We start from the raw sequence: 16,412 nt of genomic DNA on the forward strand, positions 1-16,412 counted from the left end.
GGTTGAACCGTGGTGCCGGTGCCCTGCCGCCGTCGAGAACGCTCCTGCTCATCGTCGCCGTCGCTCAAGCTCACCCCACGACCCGTCTGGTGACTGTGTGTCACCGGAGGGCAGCGGGCGGGTGCAGTTCCGCACGGCAGCGTCCGAGAGCGGAAACTGGTGTTTTGCTGAGGGGTTGGGAAGGTGTCCGACCGTCGTCCTGTTGGGTCCCGGGTGACGCCCGCCCGTCCGTCCGAGGCAGCCACCGAAGAAAGAACGATCGCGTCCGATGACTTTTCCTCGGCGCGTCCGTCAACCCTTCGAAGCGATCCGACGAACCGGGCACCACCCGCCATGAGGAGACATCCATGAGCGACATCCAGAAGAGACTGCAGGAAGCGGCCGACCGCCTGGTGGAATCCGGTACGGAACGCGGTCTACAGATCGCCGTCTATCGCCACGGCGAGCAGTTGGCCGACGTCGTCGCCGGCATCGCCGATCCGGACACCGGTCGGGTCGTGGAGCCGGGGACCGTGTTCTACACCTACTCCATGGGCAAGGCGGCGACGGCGACGGTGGCGCACATCCTCGTCGAGCGCGGTCTGTTCACCTATGACACGCCCGTCGCCGAGCTCTGGCCGGAGTTCGCGGCGCACGGCAAGGGTGCGGTGACGGTGCGACACGTACTGACTCATACGGCCGGGGTGCCCGGGCTGCCGCTGGACACCACCGTCGAGGACATCTGCGACTGGGACGCGATCTGCGCGACCATCGCGGACTCCCGTCCGTGGTGGGAGCCGGGTACGGCGATGGGCTACCACGCCTACACCTTCGGCTATCTGATCGGAGAGATCGTCCGTCGGGTGACCGGAAAGCCGATCTCCCAGGTGCTGCGCGAAGAAGTCACCGAGCCGCTCGGCGTGGCCGACGAGCTCTACTTCGGGATGCCGGTGAGTGAGCACGGACGCCTCGCTCAGCTGGAGGACGTACCGGGCGCATCCGAGATGATGGCCTCGCTGCCGCCCGATCTGCCGATGCTCAAGGCCGGGCCGGTCTCCCTCTTCCCCACGGCCGAACTGGGCAATCGCACCGATGTGCTCGCCGCCGACATCCCCGCGGGCGGCAAGACGTCGGCGCGCGCCATGGCCCGGATGTACGCGGCTCTACTGGGCGAGGTTTCGGGCGTACGGCTGTTGTCCCCCGAGCGGCTGCGCGAGGTGACCGCAACGGCCTACAGCGGACCCGACCAGGTGTTCGGCATGGATTCGTCGTGGGGCTTGGGGTACTCGATCGGTCTGCCACAGGGTCCTGCCGACAGCCCGAGCGTGTTTGCGATGGGCGGCGCCGGCGGGACCTTCGCTTACGGGGACACGGCCACCGGCGTCTCGTTCGCCTTCACCAAGAACCGTCTGACCCAGGACTTCTCGACCGCCGTGGAGTTGTCCGCGCTGGTACAGGACTCGGTCGGGACGGACCGGTGAGCCCCGGCGCCCTACGGGCCGCGTGACCGAGACGGAGGGTGCACGGCGCCCGGGGATGCACACCGGGTGACCTTCGGGCGCCTCGGCGTCATCCCATCGGGCGCAGGCGCCCCCCATGGGGCACGATGGAAAGAGGCGAACGGCCCCTGCGCCCGTCAGGAGGCCCTCATGGAGTACGCGGAGAGCTACGAGCTGGTGTTCCAGGCATCGGCCGAGGACGACGTCGTGATCGTCCGACGCACGGAGAAGGCCGGCGCCGGCGGCTTCCCCGTCTACGAGGACGACACCGGCATCGTGCGCGCCGAAATCAGCGATCAGGGTGAAGTGCGCATGTTGGCGAGCGGGGGCCACCAGGCCCCAGGGATGCCGGTGTCGATCCGGCCGCTGGGTGAGTGACGTAGGCCGGGACCTCGTAGCGCTACCACCCTCTCGACTCGTCGTGTCGCCTCGCGGGATCGGCCGTCCGCTGCAAACCTGGCCGTCCCCGCGGGGCATCGCCCCAGACCTCCGACGGCTCGACCGCGGCGGGAGGGGATGCGTCAGACACCGTTGCTCCGCAGGTCCGAGGGGGCAAAAGCAGGCACCGGATGCGGGGGGCGGCAGTCCCGACACGCTGCACGGGCTTGGCGACAACACGGAAGAGGGCTTAGGTTAGGCAAACCTAAGTTCCCTCGATGTGTGGAGTTCTGGATGCGCCGCCTGTTCACCGCCCCGCTCGCGCAGCCGTCGAGCGCGGAACGAATCCGGTCGATCCTGACAGCCGCCGACTCGATGACGGTGGTCACCGACGAAGGGCGCACCGAGGTCTCCAGACTGGACGGAGCGGGCGTCGCCGAACACATCCATCTCCATCCGGCGCTCTCCCGCCGGTGGGAAGGGGACGCGGACCCCACCGCGGACGGACCGGTGCGCGCCAGGCTGGAGTTCACCGACGTCGCCCCCACCCCGGTGCGCGACCGCGTACGCGCCCGGGTCGTCCTCACCGGCTGGATGCTGGACTCCTCCGACCACTCGACTCCCAGCGGCAGCCGGTGCATGGAGTTCGCCCACGCGGTGCTGGAACGGGACGGCGAGCGGATCACGGTCAGCCTCGACGAGCTCATGGAAGCGGACACCGATCCCCTGGCCACGTGCGAGGCCGGCATGCTCACCCATCTCCTCGACGACCACGGGGACATCGTCGACCTGCTTCTGCGCCTGGTAAAGCCACGGCTGACGCTGGGCGCCCGACGCGCGCTCCCCGTAGCCATCGACCGCTACGGAATCACGCTGCGATTGGAGTACGCGGACACCTACGCGGACGCCCGCCTACCGTTCCCTGCGCCGGTCAAGGAAGTCGACCAGGCCGGCGTGCGGATCCATTCCCTCCTCAACATGGCGCGCCACCGCACCTCGCGGAGCTGGCTCCTGAGCGACTCCTAGCGAGTGTCTTCAAGGTGACGGTCCGCCCGGAGAACGGGTCTGGTACCCCCCTCGGCGGGAGTGCGTGCCTGGGCAGGACAGGCAGACGGAACACGCAGACGCGGCCAGGACCCCGAACCGGGCGAGTGGTTCGAGGTCCTGGCGCACCGGCGGCACCGGCCGAGCGGCTTCCTCGGCAGGACCTACGCCCGGTGCCGCTCCCCCGCCCGCGGATTGACGGCGAACCCGCGGAAGGGAGTACCGGCCGGGCGATTCACCCGGGTGGTCGACTCAGTCACGACGATGCCGACTGTTGTCGACGCGCGGGGGCCGCAGCGTCACCAGGGTTCCCAGGGCGAGCAGAGCGAGGGCCGCGAGGCCACCGCCCACGATCTTCATCGAGTTGTCGCCCGAGCCGGAAGCCGACTGGTTCGCATCCGGTGAGCTGTTGACGCCGGCCAGCGGCGCCTCCGACACCTTGGGGGTGCTCGGTCTGCCGAGGACGCCCAAGCGACGCGACTCGCCGGGGATTTCAGTCGCGAGCACGACGTCGGAACAGTGGTAGTACGTGTCGGTGGAGTCGGTGTTCCGCCAGACCGTGTACATGACGTGCTGGCCCGAGAGCCCTTCGGGCAGCTTGGCCTGGATGCGATACGCGCCGCTCTGGAACTCGGGGTGCTCGACCGTGGCGAAGGGCTCGGTCTCCAGATCGGCCCAGCGCAGCTTCTCGTTCGGCTTGTACCCCTCCTTGGTGAGGAAGAGTTCGAACGTGCCCTTGTGTTGGATGGTCGAACGGTAGGTGACGGTGAGGTCGCCCCCCGCCGTCAGTTGGGTGGTCGGCCAGTCGTCCCGGGCGATGTCCAAACCCTTGAACTCCGCCAGCCCTGCGCTGCACAACTCTCCATCAGGGATGACCTCGCGGTCACGGCCCTTGACGTCCGCCACGCGTATGTTGTCCCAGGCGTCGAACGCCACGCCCCCGTTCGCGGCGACGGCGGCTCGGCACGCCTCCGTCTTGTGGTGCGGACCATCCGGCCCACATGCGGCCACCCGGCTCGCAGGGTCAGTGGGTGCCCCATGGGCCTGTGCGGTCCCTTGGGCCGTAGTGACGAGCAGCACCGGTACGGCACCGACAGCGACGAATCGCAGCACGACGGCGGCAGCGGTGCGTGGGACGATCATTTTCGGTAGACCTCCTTGTCAACCCGGCGGCTTGCCGTCTTATACGGGCAGGCCCGGCGGAGTGTTCACTCCACTAGCGGACGGGCAGCCTCGGTAGCGGCGACGGTCGGCACACCGGTGGGAGAATCCTGCTGGGCGGAAGGGCTGCCCGCAATGCCCTGGTCAGAGAAAGAACCACCGTTTTCCCTGTCAGTGTCCGTGCACGCATCGACGCCAGTCAGTGGAGGAGCCATGTCAGGCCAGTTCGAGGCGATCGTAGAGATTCAGCGCCCCATCGAGGAGGTCTTCGCCTTCCTCGCGAACGGCGAGAACGACACGAAGTTCAGCCCGCGAGTGATCAGGATCGCGAAGACGACGGAGGGCCCGACGGGGGTGGGCACTGTCTACGCGAGCACGGTCAAGGACGCGGGGCTCACGACGGAACGGCAGTTCCGCATCACCGCGTTCGAGGCTCCGACGCGCATTCGATGGGCGGAGACCTCGAAGAACCTCGTCATCGCCAAAGAGGGCGGCTATGACCTGGAAACCACTGGTTCGGGCGGCACTCGGGTGCGTATCTTCAACCAGCTCGAAGGGCGCGGCGTCGGCAAGGCGTTGGTACGGCTGGCACTGAGCGCGGCCCGGAAGGACAGCGATGCCTTCGGGCGTCGGATCAAGGCCGCCGTCGAGGCCTCGTAGACGGTTGACGCCAGCGATCCCGCTGTTCGCACTTGCGAAACGACGAAGAAAAATGGGGGGTTTGGCGATCAAGTCGATGACCATGATGAATCAGGCAGAACGCCAGACTCTGGACAAGACGACTTAGTTGAATGGCGTAGGGTCGGTCCGCCAGATGACGGACCGACCTCTACCTCATGCACCGGAGTGGAGCAGGGAACTCGTCCCTTCTCGCCTACTCACCCTGTCGGCGCATCGCCGTTCAAACGGACGAGCGACCACTTCGGCCACTTCTGATCGTCGCGGCCGTGCACACCAGCCCCAGAACGAACGTGAGGGCTCCGAGGACGACGTTGGTCCAGATGACCCCTGCGTCCGGGCTGCTACCCACGATCCAGGGTGCGATAACCAGCCACACACCCATGGCGCACATGGCTCCGCTCAGGCCGTACATCCGCTGAGGGGTGACGGTGAACCCCAGTGCGAGCACGGCGATCGCGATGCCCATGATCAAGTTGTGCGTTGCCAGGGCTGGCTGATTGGCCGAGAAGTGAACGACCCATGGGGAGATCGCACACGCCAGACCGACCAAGAACACCGGGCCGTCCACCAGGGCGACGTCACGCCCTCCGAGTACCTGGGCGTACCGGTCCCGCATTTCCGTGATGTCAGGGTGCCCCGCGAGGTCTTCCCTGTGTGAGACGCCGGCCATACGACTCGCCTCCTTCAGTGCGCTGAACGTCTGACCGCGTGCGTGCTGAAGCAGCACTCCCTTTCATTCTGCTCTTATCTCTTCCTTATCGATAGAGATCCGGAGTATCAGATTCCGCTACGCGCTCGACGGTCGAATGCCCGCACGCAAAGCGGAGCGATGGACACCTGTGTCGGGACAGAAAACCCGCAGACCCAACAGATTCGCGCAACCTGGCAAGACCGCCCGGACAACTGCTACGTGCGCCGTACCATCGACTCGACCGCAGGGCCTCCGCGAAATCCGCACATGCGTTCCCATGTCGACATGCGGACAACGAGGAGCTACGGGAGATGTACTCGTGACCAACCCGTTCGTCCCAGGCCCCGACGACGCCCGGGCCGATCGCGCGTACGGCCCGTGTTCCGTGCGGGCGGCCGGACCGTTGGCACAGCGCCCCGTCATCGGCATGATCGTGACAACTGTGGGCAAGGGCCCGACACGCACTGACACCTTCTCGGATCGGAGTCACACACCATGCAACGCACCTTGGCGGTCTCGGACAGCATCGTCATCCAGGCCGCCCCCTCCGTGATCTACGACCAGGTCAGCAATCCGACGTTGATGGGACGATGGAGCCCGGAGAACCTCGGGGCGACCGTGCGTCACGGCAACCAGGACGCATTTGTGGGAATGCAGTTCGAGGGGCACAACAAGCGCGGGCCGTTTCGTTGGACCACCCGCTGCACGGTCGTGGCCGCCGACCGCGGAGAGCGGTTCGCCTTCAGGGTCCACGCCATCGGTCGGCGCCGGCCTCTGCTCCGGGGGCGGATAGCCACCTGGGAGTACAGGTTCGAAGCGGTCGACGGCGGCACCCGGGTGACGGAGACCTGGCGGGATGACCGTAGGACCTGGCCCGACGCCTTCGCCAATGCCTTCGACAAGTTGGCCACGAAAGGACACACGTTCGCGGAGTTCCAGCGCGGGAACATCCGACGGACCCTCGACCGGCTGAAGAAGGCCATGGAGTCGGCCCCGGCCGCGCCCTAACGACCGCGATGGTCTCCGGGAGCCCGCCGCATGCGCAAGACTGGGCAGGTGTTGGGAAGCCTCCCCGAAGAATCCACCAGTTTCGTCGGACGTAACCGGGAGTTGGCCCGACTAGAACGAGCTCTTGCGCACCACCGACTCACCACGCTCGTCGGGAGCGGTGGCGTGGGCAAGTCACGACTCGCCCTGCGCGCCGCTCGTCAAGCGGTCGGGTTGTTCCCCCATGGTGTGGCTTGGGCCGAACTGGCGCCCCTGCACGGGGACAGGCTGCTGCTGGCGACCGTCTCGGACGCCTGCGACCTCTCCGACCACACCCCCCGGATGCCCGTCGACGCGCTCTGCGAATGGTTGGGCGCCAAACGGCTCCTCCTGGTGCTCGATTCCTGTGAACATCTCCTCGCCTCCTCTCGGGTGCTCCTGGGCGACCTGTTGACCGCGGCCCCCGAACTGACGGTCCTCACCACGAGCAGACGGCCCCTCGACATGGCGAACGAGCACGTGATCGAACTCGTCCCCCTGTCGCCCGAAGGACCGGACGCCATCGAGTTGTTCCACCAGCGCATGGTCACAGCGACCGTCCCGGAACCGGGCAAGGGCATCACGGTGGGAGGCGCGCCCCCTCGTTCGGATGACGAGGGCGGGCCGAGTGATCGGACGGACACCGGGCCGTACGGCAGTACTCATCGGGCCGGGCCCACTCCCGACGGATCCACGGTCGCCCGGATCTGCCGGCGCCTCGAAGGCATCCCTCTCGCCCTGGAACTGGCGGCGGCACAGGCCGCCCGCACCAGCGTCGAGGACATCTCCGAGCGCCTCACCTCGCGCTTCGACGTGCTGAAGGCCGAGGAGAGCGCTCGGGTCCGACCGGAGCGCCACCGCACCATGCGCACCACGATCGGCTGGAGCCACGAGCTGTGCTCGCCCCGCGAACGAATGCTCTGGGCCCGGCTGACCGTCTTCCGCGGTGACTTCGACGAGGAATCCGTCCGGGCGGTGTGCACGGGTGGCCCCGTCGACGTCGGCGAGGTGGGCCTCCTCCTCGACGGTTTGGTCGCGGCTTCCGTGGTCACGGTGATCCGCGGACCGAGGGGCGGTGGACTGCGGTACCGGATGCTGGACACCATCAGGGAGTACGGCGCCTCCTGGCTCCGTGCACTCGGGGAGGAGGCAGCGACGGCGCAGCGTCACGCCGATCACTTCCTCAGCGTCGCCGACGAGGCGCACGAGCGATGGCTCGGACCCGAACAGGCCCACTGGTACCGCACGCTCGGCGAGGTCCACACCGATCTCGTCACCGCCGTCGACCACTTCCTGATCCACTCCCCCGCTCGCGCCGTACGCCTGGCCGGTCGGGTGGGGTTCTTCTGGAGTTGTTGCGGCCATCTGCACGAAGCGCGCGACTACCTCGAACAGGCGTTGGCCGTCCATCAGGTCCCAGGGCCCGACCGGACGCAAGGGTTGTGGGCGTTGGGGTTCGCCGCGACCCTCCAGGGCGACTACGCGACGGCCCGTCGCGTGAGTGACGCATGCACCACCGCCGCACGGCTGGACGCGGCGCGGGGGTACGGCTTTGAAGGGGTGCTGGCCGCTGCCTACATCGGCGGGCTGATCGCCCTGCTCACGGGGCGACCGCTCACGGCCGACGTACTGGCGGGACATGCGTTGGACACGGCGGGAGGAGAGCCCTTCGACTCGCCGAACAGCCTGCGCTGCCATCTGGTTCAGGTGTTCGCCCTCACCGGGCTCGGCGAACTGGCTCAGGCCCGGGAGAAGGCCGTCGCACTACGGCGGGGTTGTGTCGATCGGGGCGAGTCGTGGACGCTCGCGTATCTCGACTACCAACTCAGCCTGATCGCCCTGTTCTCCGGCGACCCGCTCGGCGCCGCCGAGCACGCGCGGGCGATGCTGGCTGGCAAGCAGGGGATCGGCGACAGCTTCGGCATCGCCCTCGGATTGGACCTCCTGGCCGCTGCGCTGGCCGCGGGCGGTGACGGTGAGCGGGCAGGACTCGTCTACGGCACGGGCCAAGCGTTCTGGAGCACGGTCGGACACCCTCAACGGGGCACTCCCGAACTCCGCGCCGTGCGCGACGAGTGCGAGCAGGCGGCCCGGGCTCACGCGGGGGACTCGACCTATGTCGCCGCCTTCCACCGGGGCGCGAGCATGGATCTCGCCACCGGTCTCAAGGAGGCGCTGGTGCCACTGGCCGGGCCCGGGCCGAATCCCCCGTGAGGGCGGGGACCAGGGACCCGGACGCAACGGCGCAGCCGCTGCGTCCGGTCGCCAGGGCCACCGCTGCCGCACTGGTTGCCGGACGGCCCCAGCGGGGCGTGTCGACAGGATCCCGGACACCCGCTCGATAGCGCTCGATAGCAGTCACGGTGTCAGTCGGCGGACAGTCCTGCCGCCGACGTGACCAGGGTCTGAAGCACCGGGCTGATGAGCGGGTGCGACTCGGCTCCCCGGCGCACGGCGGCGAACACCCGCCGTCTGGCGGCCGGACCGGAGACCGGACGGACGACGACCTCCCCGAGCTCCATCCCCCGCAGGGCAGAACGCGGCACCAGAGCGACCCCCGCACCCGCTCCGGCGAGCGCCACCACGGCTCGGAAGTCATCCGATGAGTGCAACAGCCGGGGCGGAAAGCCGGCCAGCTCACAAGCGAGGAGCACCATGTCGTGGCAGGGGTTGCCCGGGTAGGGGCCGATCCAGTCGTCGTCGGACAGGTCGGAGAGGGCGATGTCCCGCTCCGCGGCAAAGGGGTGACCGGCATGGAGGACGGCGTCGAAGGGCTCCGCGTAGAGCGGTACCCGGGACAGCCGTGGATCGTCCGCGCCGGGCGCCCCTCGGTACTCCACCGCGACGGCGATGTCCGCCTCGCCGTCGAGCACCAGCGGCAGGCTCTCGTCCCCTTCGGCGTCCCTGACCCGGACCCTGATGTCGCCGTGGGTCGCGCCGAGCAGGCCGAGTGCGGGCGCCACCACCTCCGCTATCCCCGTCGCGAACGCAGCCATGGTGACCTCGCCGGCGGCACCTCCCGCATAGGCGGCGAGCTCTGCTTCGGCCCGCTCCAACTGGGCGAGGACGGCATGTGTGTGGTCGAGCAGGATCTCCCCGGCCGCGGTCAGGCGGGCCCCTTTACCGCTGCGGATCACCAAGGAGTGGCCGGTCTCCTGCTCCAGGGCGTTGAGCTGCTGGGAGACGGCGGACGGGGTCAGATAGAGCGCGGAGGCCGCTGCGGTCACCGTACGGTGGTCCGCGACGGCCCGGAGTATGCGCAGCCGCCGGGGGTCGATCATTCGGCCATCCTGTCAGCCGGAGCGAAATGCGCCCCGCCCGGGCCCGGCGCGGCAGAGCGGAGGGCCATGCGCTACTCCCCCGTACCGCCGTGCGCGGCCCCGTCCTGTCCTGTCATCGCGGCTCGGGCGTCGATGAAGGCGGCGACCACGCGCTGTACGTCGGCGGTGGAGTGGGCGGCCGATAGCTGGACCCTGATCCTGGCCTGTCCCAGGGGAACGACCGGGTAGGAGAAGCCGATGACGTAGACGCCGCGTTCAAGGAGCAGCTCGGCCATCCGACCGGCCTCGGCTGCATCCCCGATCATGACGGGTGCGATGGGGTGATCGCCGGGGAGCACATGGAACCCCGCATCGGTCATCGCCGTACGGAACAGGGCGGTGTTCCGGTTCAGATCGGACCGCAGGTCCCCGGCCGACTCCAGGAGGTCGAGCACCTTGAGGGAGGCGGCGGCGATCACGGGGGCGAGGGAGTTCGAGAAGAGATAGGGGCGCGAACGCTGGCGCAGCAGGGCCACGATCTCCTTGCGCGCGGCGACATAACCACCGGACGCCCCTCCGAGGGCCTTGCCAAGCGTGCCCGTGATGATGTCGATCCGGTCCATGACCCCCGCCAACTCGGGCGTACCGCGCCCCGTGGGGCCGACGAAGCCCACGGCGTGGGAGTCGTCGACCATCACCATGGCGTCATAGCGGTCGGCGAGGTCGCAGATCTCGCGCAGGGGCGCGACATAGCCGTCCATCGAGAAGACCCCGTCGGTGACGACGAGTCTGCGGCGGGCGTCCTGGGTGTCCTTGAGCTGTTGCTCCAGATCGTCCAGATCGCGGTTGGCGTAGCGATGGCGGCGTGCCTTGGACAGTCGGATGCCGTCGATGATGGACGCGTGGTTGAGGGCGTCGGAGATGACGGCGTCCTCGGGGCCGAGCAAGGTCTCGAAGACGCCTCCGTTGGCGTCGAAACAGGACGAGTAGAGGATCGTGTCCTCCTGCCCGAGGAAGGTCGAAAGTCTGGCCTCCAGTTCCTTGTGGACGTCCTGCGTGCCGCAGATGAACCGGACGGAGGCCATGCCGTAGCCCCAGCGGTCCAGGGCCTCCTGGGCGGCGGCGACGACCTCCGGGTGGTCGGCGAGTCCGAGGTAGTTGTTGGCGCAGAAGTTGAGCACCTCGCCGGAGGCGACCGAGACCGTGGCGCCCTGGGGGGTGCCGATGACCCGTTCGGGCTTGTGGAGACCCGCGTCGCGGATCTCCTCCAGGGTGGTGCGGAGTTGGTCGCGGACGGACTCGTACATCGCAAGGCTCCCTGTCGGGGTGGCGGAGGGGTGGGGTGGGGCCACGTCGTGTGCCGGGGCGTGCGCGCCTCTGGTCATCGACGGGGCGATCGGGCGGAAGGGCGTACGAGGTCACGGCGGAGCCGGCCCGGGGTCCCGGTGGGGCTATGCCGCCCAGTTGAGGATGATCTTCCCGCTGCGGGCTGTCGCCGCCTCGTCGAAGGCGGCCTCGTGGTCCCGGTAGTCATAGCTGCCGGTGATCACGGGGCTGAGGTCGAGCCCGGCTTCGAGCAGGACGGTCATCGCGTACCACGTCTCGTACATCTCGCGCCCGTAGATGCCCTTGACGGTGATCATGGAGGTGACGATCTTCGACCAGTCGACGGCGAACTCGTCCGCCGGCAGCCCCAGCATGGCTATTCGGCCGCCGTGCGTCATGTTGTCCACCATGTCGCGCATGGCGGAGGGGCGGCCGGACATCTCAAGACCGATGTCGAAGCCCTCTTTCAGCCCGAGCAGTCGTTGGGCCTCCGCAATACCGTGATCCATCACGTTCAGTGCGAGGGTCGCCCCCGCCTTGCGCGCCAGTTCCAGACGGGACTCGCTGACGTCGGTGATCACCACATTGCGCGCTCCGGCGTGTCGCGCGACGGCAGCGGCCATGATCCCGATCGGGCCTGCTCCGGTGATCAGTACGTCCTCCCCGACGAGGGGAAAGCTCAGCGCCGTGTGCACCGCGTTACCGAAGGGGTCGAAGATCGCGGCGATATCCAGGTCCACCTCGGTGCGGTGCACCCAGACATTGGACGCGGGCAGGGCCACGTACTCGGCGAACGCACCGTCGCGTCCCACACCAAGCCCCACGGTGCTGCGACACAGATGCCGACGGCCGGCAAGGCAGTTGCGGCACCTGCCGCAGACCAGGTGCCCCTCGCCACTCACCGTGTCGCCCACCGCGATGTCCCGGACGTCGGGGCCGACTGCCGCAACCTCGCCCACGAACTCATGGCCCAACACCCTGGGAGTTTGGACGGCCTGCCGGGCCCAGGTGTCCCAGGATCGGATGTGCAGATCGGTTCCGCAGATCCCGGTCCTGAGCACCCTGATCAGAACGTCACCGGGTCCGGTCTCCGGCTCCGGGACGTCCATGAGCCACAGCCCGGGCTCCGCACGCTGCTTGACGAGTGCCTTCATGACTGCGGCTCCAGACGGTGGTACCGATACGGCAGGACAGTGGTGCGGAGAGAAGCCAGCTGGAACCGAACGAACGCCAGACCGTGCTTCCTGGTGATCGGCACCAAATCTGCCCAGGTCAGCGGCTGGAGTCCAGCGAGGTTTTCTTAAGCAGGGCAACAGCAGAGCTTCACACGTCAGTGGGCAGCCACGGCATGTCGAGAAATCCGAGCGTGCCCGCGCACCGTGGTCGGAGCTCAGAACGCAGACAGCCGGCCGGCCGCCCGGCCATCGGTCCAGCCCCATCCCGGGGCCCGCACACCGCACAGTCGAGAGTCACCCAGGGCAATGGTTCACATCCCCTTGGTCACCGTGCGAACTGTCCGCGGTACCCCGCAACACGGAGAGCCGGAGCACCCCACCCGTTCCTCAAGCGATAGAAAGCGAGCATTTTCGATTTGTGCCGCACATCAGTCGCGTATCCGGCTCCGCAGTGCGAGCCTGGGAGGATGAGCTGGGCATCGTGGACGACCACGGGGGTGTATTCCGGGCGTGGTGGAGTGCTCACCCAGGAGGTGGGCATTCTGACCGGTGACCTGACCGTGCATACGACCTGGGCCGGCGATGAGGCTCGCGTGGCGGTGCAGTACAGCGGAGCTTCCGACTGGTTCACCATGGCCGGCAGCCCCCTGCCCTGTGAGTCCGAGGAGGACAGTCGCGCGCTCCATCAAGCGGTGGTGCAGGCGGTCGCGCTCGGGGGCGGTGCCGCGGTACCGCCCATTCCCCATCACACGGTTTAGCGACATCACGGGGTTGAGTGACACGCGCACATGCCCCCGCTCTGTGGAGCGCCGCGAGTGGGCCGCGCATCGCGCCGTCATCGGGTGGGAAGAATAGAGATGCCCGACGAGCCCACCCGTCGAGGACGCGGGCTTCGAGTCGCGCGATGGACTGCGTGGCGTCCGGTGAGAAGCGACCGGTCCCTCATGGGATCGGCGCCCGGTTCACGAACCAGCCGGAGTTCGGGCCCGAACCGTCCGCCGGGTGATCGCCGTGGATCACGGTCGGTGGGTATCACCAGCGACGCCTCTTGCTGATCGCCCACAGTCATCAGCCCGTCTCCGAGGGCCATGGAATCGTTGCCCCCTGGTTCGGCGGTCGGCGATGAAGGGCGCTCGACGGCCTCCCCCGAATCTGCCTCCCGCGCTTCCCGCAGCGCTTGGGCCAGGTGTGTGCGGTGCCACTGGATCTCGTCCGGAGGTACGGCGCGCGCCAGCCGCCCGACCACCTCCTGAGCCGCGGTGCTCCTTGACCGGCCGGCGGCGGACCCGGGCCTCAACCGGTGCAGACGAGTCCGCTCGGCCGGGTCGGGGACCATCTCTGCCAGAACGCTCTCGTCGAGTGCGGAGCTGATGATCGCAGCCCGCCGCCATGGATCGTCGGTGCCCCTGAGCAACAGCCCGAGCCGTCGGCCCCGCCAATTGCGAGGGCGTCGGTCCTCCCCGGACTCCAGCATGGACCGCAGCTCCGGCGGTGTTCTGCCACGAAGGAGCGCCGGGTGGTCCCTGGCGAAGTCCTTCACTTCCTCAACGAGGTAGAGCCAGACCACCGTGCGGTATCGGTTGAGGGAGAACCGGACCGGGACCAAATGTCCGGTGCGGGCGAGCCGGGCGAAGCGCGCGGGGCTGATGGAGAGCAGCCGAGCGCCCTCCACCGTGCCGACGGTCCGCACGCGCTCCCGTAGGGCCAGGAGCCCCACGCCGTCACGTAACCGATCGAGCTCTTCAGGTGCAAAACCCCGACGGCGACCCACCGATGCGCACGAGGCACGGACGTATCCGAGCTGAACGGCCAACTCAAGTTCGTAGCGCCTCAGCTCCAACAGGGCAGCGGCACGGTCGAACGCGATCACACCCCCGGGTCGGTCCCGAGCGGATAAGTCCATCGAACCGTGGTTCGACCTTACGGTGGCGGCTGGTTGAACGGGTGATGCGTAACGCTCCATGCTGGTCTCCCCCGTGAGTCGCAAGCTCTCGGTCTTGACCATAGCCAGGATGCGCGCCGCCCGTCCGAGCCTGTGGATAACCTCGCCCGTACCTCCTGGGGCGCTCGCCCGTACCTCCCGGGCCGTGATGTCGCTCCGCCGAACCGACAGGCGTTGCTACAGGTCAGGAGCTATGCACCCCTGGTTGTCGTGCCTCAACGCTCAGGTGTTCACCCACCCGGTTGACCAGGAGGGTCATCTCGTACGCTATCTGCCCGACATCGGCTTCCGCCTCACTCAGCACACAGAGGCAACTGCCCTCCCCCGCAGCCGTCACAAACAGCAGCGCTTCGTCGAACTCGACCATGGTCTGACGAGCCCTACCCGCGCGAAAGTGGCGTCCCGAGCCGCGAGCCAGGGAGTGCAGCCCCGACGAGACGGCCGCCAGGTGCTCGGCGTCTTCACGCGCCAACTCCGTGCTAGCCCCGGTCACCAGGCCATCGTTGGATAGCACCAGTGCATGCCTGATGTGCTCGATCCGCTTGGTCAGATCGTCGAGCAGCCAGTCAAGTCCCTTGTCCAGCGGCATGGTGGTCCCTCCCCGCTCATATGTTCCCCGTGTGCGCGTAAGCCTTTCGTACACGGGACGACAGGGCAAGGTGTAACTTGCGCACCGAATCGAGGAACGTCACTGTGTACATTCAGTCGGCATATTCAGGCGGCTGTGCCGGGGCCATCCGCCACTGATTCCCGCCCGGATCGCCTCGTTTGCGTGAGCGCTCCGCTTCACCTTCGGCGCCGATGGAGCACCCGGGGGATGACTCCCCTCAACGAACGCATCGGGAATGAACCGTCATGATGCGTGAGGGATGTGACCCATGAGACAGGAGACCATGGCGAGGGAATCGTCTTGCAGGTCGCTCTCGATCGCCCATTCCACCTCCCTCCATGGATCGCCCGATTCGACACCCAGGGGGTTCCTATGCCCCGCGGCAACAATGGATTCCCCGCGGCCATCGGCGCGATTGCGTTCACCTTAGAACCGCCACGCACATCTGACGGTCCATGCCTGAAATGCCGCATCACCGAATGCTCCACGAGTCGCTTCATGGCAGGTTCTGAACGCGCTCGCCGACCGATCTCCTCCCCCGATTCGCACGGCCGGGCGGCTCCCGGCCCGTCGCTGGCCCCTCGGGCTCCGCGGGCCGCGGTTGATCCCGGGAAGGTGCACACATGGCCACCACAACGACCCGGCTTCTCCGGCCCCTCGTCCAAGTCTGGCCTGACCATCACGACTCCCGCCCGTGCAGGGACTTGACGTGCAGAGGCGGTGAAGATCCGGAACTCGGCCAGGAACAGATCTCGATCCGAGCAGATCCCTGCCTCCAGCCTTTCATTCGACGTAGAAGGCCCTGTGCCGACCGTGCAATGGAAGTTGCGACTCAATCGATCCTGAGGCGACGGTTCGGACAACCGCAGCGGGCTTGCAGACAAAACCCCTTGGGGCGGCGCGTCGGCGAGGCAGAGAATGAACCATGTCCATTCCCCTCACCACCGAGCGCCTGGCCCTCCGCGCCTTCGATGAATCGGACTTGGACCGACTGCTGAGCCTCGACGGTGATCCTGAGGTCATGCGCTTCCTCGACCACGGACCGCCTCCTACCCGCGACCACCTGCGGAAGCACGGCCTACAGCGGTTCATCCGACCCCACCCCGGTACGGGTCGACCGGACTACTGGGCCGTCTGTGAGTCGGTGAGCGGGGAGTTCATCGGATGGATAGAGTTCCGACCTGTTGCCGACACCAACACCAGCGTGGTGGAGCTCGGCTATCGACTCGCCAAAGCCGCCTGGGGAAGGGGCTATGCCACCGAATGCGCGTTGGCTTTGATCCGCAAAGGTTTTTGCGATTGGGGTGTGCAGTCGGTCATCGCGAACGCCATGGCGGTCAACCATCGTTCGCGTCGAGTGATGGAGAAGTCGGGTCTCACTCATGTAAGGACCGCCTTCGACGAATGGCCCGACTACATCGAGGGGGCAGAGTTCGGCGATGTCCACTATGAATTGACGAGAAGTCAGTGGAGGGCGCGAAATTCCGAGAAGGCGCTCTGAACGACTGCTTCCCTTCGTCCTCGATAGACCCTCTGCAATCCGCCACATGGTGAACCCATAGGGTTCCTCGTGCGCTCAAGAAGACACACCACGATCGGCACCGCACTTCAGACCAGCACTCCCAGATACCGGGTGATTC

At 67.6% G+C, this 16,412-nt stretch carries 15 protein-coding genes; 8 read left to right on the plus strand and 7 right to left on the minus strand.

Annotated features, from left to right (window positions below; all coding sequences use genetic code 11):
- The first annotated feature begins 347 nt into the window (after nt 1-347).
- From ABZ348_RS20005 to ABZ348_RS20015, 3 genes are all read left to right on the plus strand, one after another.
- Nucleotides 348-1,460 carry a serine hydrolase domain-containing protein gene (locus ABZ348_RS20005; protein WP_358934796.1) on the plus strand — a complete coding sequence of 371 codons (1,113 nt, stop codon included), beginning with the start codon at nt 348-350 and terminating at the stop codon, nt 1,458-1,460.
- 168 nt (nt 1,461-1,628) lie between these two features.
- The gene (locus ABZ348_RS20010; RefSeq protein WP_358934798.1) at nt 1,629-1,856 is read left to right on the plus strand and encodes a DUF6296 family protein; all 228 of its coding nucleotides are present in this window, start codon (nt 1,629-1,631) and stop codon (nt 1,854-1,856) included.
- Between the two features lie 294 nt (nt 1,857-2,150).
- A complete protein-coding gene (locus ABZ348_RS20015) occupies nt 2,151-2,882 on the plus strand; it encodes a DUF2470 domain-containing protein (RefSeq protein ID WP_358934800.1) in 732 nt (243 codons plus the stop codon).
- Between the two features lie 270 nt (nt 2,883-3,152).
- On the opposite strand, the gene ABZ348_RS20020 is transcribed toward ABZ348_RS20015, so the two are convergent.
- Nucleotides 3,153-4,043, minus strand: a complete 891-nt coding sequence (locus tag ABZ348_RS20020; protein ID WP_358934802.1) for a lytic polysaccharide monooxygenase — start codon at nt 4,041-4,043, stop codon at nt 3,153-3,155.
- 231 nt (nt 4,044-4,274) lie between these two features.
- Here ABZ348_RS20020 and ABZ348_RS20025 point away from each other — a divergent pair, with 231 nt between their 5' ends.
- On the plus strand, nt 4,275-4,721 hold the full coding sequence (locus tag ABZ348_RS20025) for an SRPBCC family protein (protein WP_358934804.1): 447 nt from the start codon (nt 4,275-4,277) through the stop codon (nt 4,719-4,721).
- A 241-nt stretch (nt 4,722-4,962) separates the two neighbouring features.
- Here ABZ348_RS20025 and ABZ348_RS20030 read toward each other — a convergent pair whose 3' ends face one another.
- Complete coding sequence (locus ABZ348_RS20030) at nt 4,963-5,412, minus strand: SPW repeat protein (protein ID WP_358934806.1); 450 nt, start codon at nt 5,410-5,412, stop codon at nt 4,963-4,965.
- Nucleotides 5,413-5,928: 516 nt separating this feature from the next.
- On the opposite strand from ABZ348_RS20030, the gene ABZ348_RS20035 reads away from it, so the two are divergent.
- Together ABZ348_RS20035 and ABZ348_RS20040 are read left to right on the plus strand one after the other, a co-directional pair.
- Entirely contained in the window at nt 5,929-6,441 is a 513-nt protein-coding gene (locus ABZ348_RS20035; protein WP_358934808.1) for an SRPBCC family protein, read from the plus strand.
- Nucleotides 6,442-6,471: 30 nt separating this feature from the next.
- Nucleotides 6,472-8,673 carry a regulator gene (locus ABZ348_RS20040; RefSeq protein ID WP_358934810.1) on the plus strand — a complete coding sequence of 734 codons (2,202 nt, stop codon included), beginning with the start codon at nt 6,472-6,474 and terminating at the stop codon, nt 8,671-8,673.
- Nucleotides 8,674-8,825: 152 nt separating this feature from the next.
- On the opposite strand, the gene ABZ348_RS20045 is transcribed toward ABZ348_RS20040, so the two are convergent.
- The 3 genes from ABZ348_RS20045 to tdh all read right to left on the minus strand — a co-directional run bounded on the left by ABZ348_RS20045 (nt 8,826) and on the right by tdh (nt 12,199).
- A complete protein-coding gene (locus ABZ348_RS20045; protein ID WP_358934812.1) occupies nt 8,826-9,740 on the minus strand; it encodes a LysR family transcriptional regulator in 915 nt (304 codons plus the stop codon).
- Nucleotides 9,741-9,811: 71 nt separating this feature from the next.
- Nucleotides 9,812-11,026 carry a glycine C-acetyltransferase gene (locus tag ABZ348_RS20050; RefSeq protein WP_358934813.1) on the minus strand — a complete coding sequence of 405 codons (1,215 nt, stop codon included), beginning with the start codon at nt 11,024-11,026 and terminating at the stop codon, nt 9,812-9,814.
- Nucleotides 11,027-11,170: 144 nt separating this feature from the next.
- Nucleotides 11,171-12,199 carry an L-threonine 3-dehydrogenase gene (gene tdh, locus ABZ348_RS20055; RefSeq protein WP_358934815.1) on the minus strand — a complete coding sequence of 343 codons (1,029 nt, stop codon included), beginning with the start codon at nt 12,197-12,199 and terminating at the stop codon, nt 11,171-11,173.
- Nucleotides 12,200-12,687: 488 nt separating this feature from the next.
- On the opposite strand from tdh, the gene ABZ348_RS20060 reads away from it, so the two are divergent.
- Nucleotides 12,688-12,978, plus strand: a complete 291-nt coding sequence (locus ABZ348_RS20060) for a hypothetical protein (protein ID WP_358934817.1) — start codon at nt 12,688-12,690, stop codon at nt 12,976-12,978.
- A gap of 77 nt (nt 12,979-13,055) precedes the next feature.
- On the opposite strand, the gene ABZ348_RS20065 is transcribed toward ABZ348_RS20060, so the two are convergent.
- On the minus strand, nt 13,056-14,123 hold the full coding sequence (locus ABZ348_RS20065; protein WP_358934818.1) for a DUF6397 family protein: 1,068 nt from the start codon (nt 14,121-14,123) through the stop codon (nt 13,056-13,058).
- A gap of 223 nt (nt 14,124-14,346) precedes the next feature.
- Nucleotides 14,347-14,751 carry a roadblock/LC7 domain-containing protein gene (locus ABZ348_RS20070; RefSeq protein WP_358934819.1) on the minus strand — a complete coding sequence of 135 codons (405 nt, stop codon included), beginning with the start codon at nt 14,749-14,751 and terminating at the stop codon, nt 14,347-14,349.
- A 946-nt stretch (nt 14,752-15,697) separates the two neighbouring features.
- Between ABZ348_RS20070 and ABZ348_RS20075 the strand changes: the two genes are divergently transcribed.
- Nucleotides 15,698-16,273: a GNAT family N-acetyltransferase gene (locus ABZ348_RS20075; protein WP_358934820.1), complete on the plus strand. Its 576-nt coding sequence runs from the start codon at nt 15,698-15,700 to the stop codon at nt 16,271-16,273.
- The last annotated feature ends 139 nt before the right edge of the window (nt 16,274-16,412 follow it).

Origin of the sequence: Streptomyces sp. NPDC005963, assembly GCF_040638655.1 — a bacterium.
In the GTDB taxonomy this organism is placed as follows: domain Bacteria; phylum Actinomycetota; class Actinomycetes; order Streptomycetales; family Streptomycetaceae; genus Streptomyces.

Excerpts from the sequence above, each read along its gene's own strand:
- ABZ348_RS20005 (WP_358934796.1), top strand. The coding sequence starts at position 348 with ATGAGCGACATCCAGAAGAGACTGCAGGAAGCGGCCGACCGCCTGGTG.
- ABZ348_RS20010 (WP_358934798.1), top strand. The coding sequence starts at position 1,629 with ATGGAGTACGCGGAGAGCTACGAGCTGGTGTTCCAGGCATCGGCCGAG.
- ABZ348_RS20015 (WP_358934800.1), top strand. The coding sequence starts at position 2,151 with ATGCGCCGCCTGTTCACCGCCCCGCTCGCGCAGCCGTCGAGCGCGGAA.
- ABZ348_RS20020 (WP_358934802.1), bottom strand. The coding sequence starts at position 4,043 with ATGATCGTCCCACGCACCGCTGCCGCCGTCGTGCTGCGATTCGTCGCT.
- ABZ348_RS20025 (WP_358934804.1), top strand. The coding sequence starts at position 4,275 with ATGTCAGGCCAGTTCGAGGCGATCGTAGAGATTCAGCGCCCCATCGAG.
- ABZ348_RS20030 (WP_358934806.1), bottom strand. The coding sequence starts at position 5,412 with ATGGCCGGCGTCTCACACAGGGAAGACCTCGCGGGGCACCCTGACATC.
- ABZ348_RS20035 (WP_358934808.1), top strand. The coding sequence starts at position 5,929 with ATGCAACGCACCTTGGCGGTCTCGGACAGCATCGTCATCCAGGCCGCC.
- ABZ348_RS20040 (WP_358934810.1), top strand. The coding sequence starts at position 6,472 with ATGCGCAAGACTGGGCAGGTGTTGGGAAGCCTCCCCGAAGAATCCACC.
- ABZ348_RS20045 (WP_358934812.1), bottom strand. The coding sequence starts at position 9,740 with ATGATCGACCCCCGGCGGCTGCGCATACTCCGGGCCGTCGCGGACCAC.
- ABZ348_RS20050 (WP_358934813.1), bottom strand. The coding sequence starts at position 11,026 with ATGTACGAGTCCGTCCGCGACCAACTCCGCACCACCCTGGAGGAGATC.
- tdh (WP_358934815.1), bottom strand. The coding sequence starts at position 12,199 with ATGAAGGCACTCGTCAAGCAGCGTGCGGAGCCCGGGCTGTGGCTCATG.
- ABZ348_RS20060 (WP_358934817.1), top strand. The coding sequence starts at position 12,688 with ATGAGCTGGGCATCGTGGACGACCACGGGGGTGTATTCCGGGCGTGGT.
- ABZ348_RS20065 (WP_358934818.1), bottom strand. The coding sequence starts at position 14,123 with ATGGACTTATCCGCTCGGGACCGACCCGGGGGTGTGATCGCGTTCGAC.
- ABZ348_RS20070 (WP_358934819.1), bottom strand. The coding sequence starts at position 14,751 with ATGCCGCTGGACAAGGGACTTGACTGGCTGCTCGACGATCTGACCAAG.
- ABZ348_RS20075 (WP_358934820.1), top strand. The coding sequence starts at position 15,698 with ATGTCCATTCCCCTCACCACCGAGCGCCTGGCCCTCCGCGCCTTCGAT.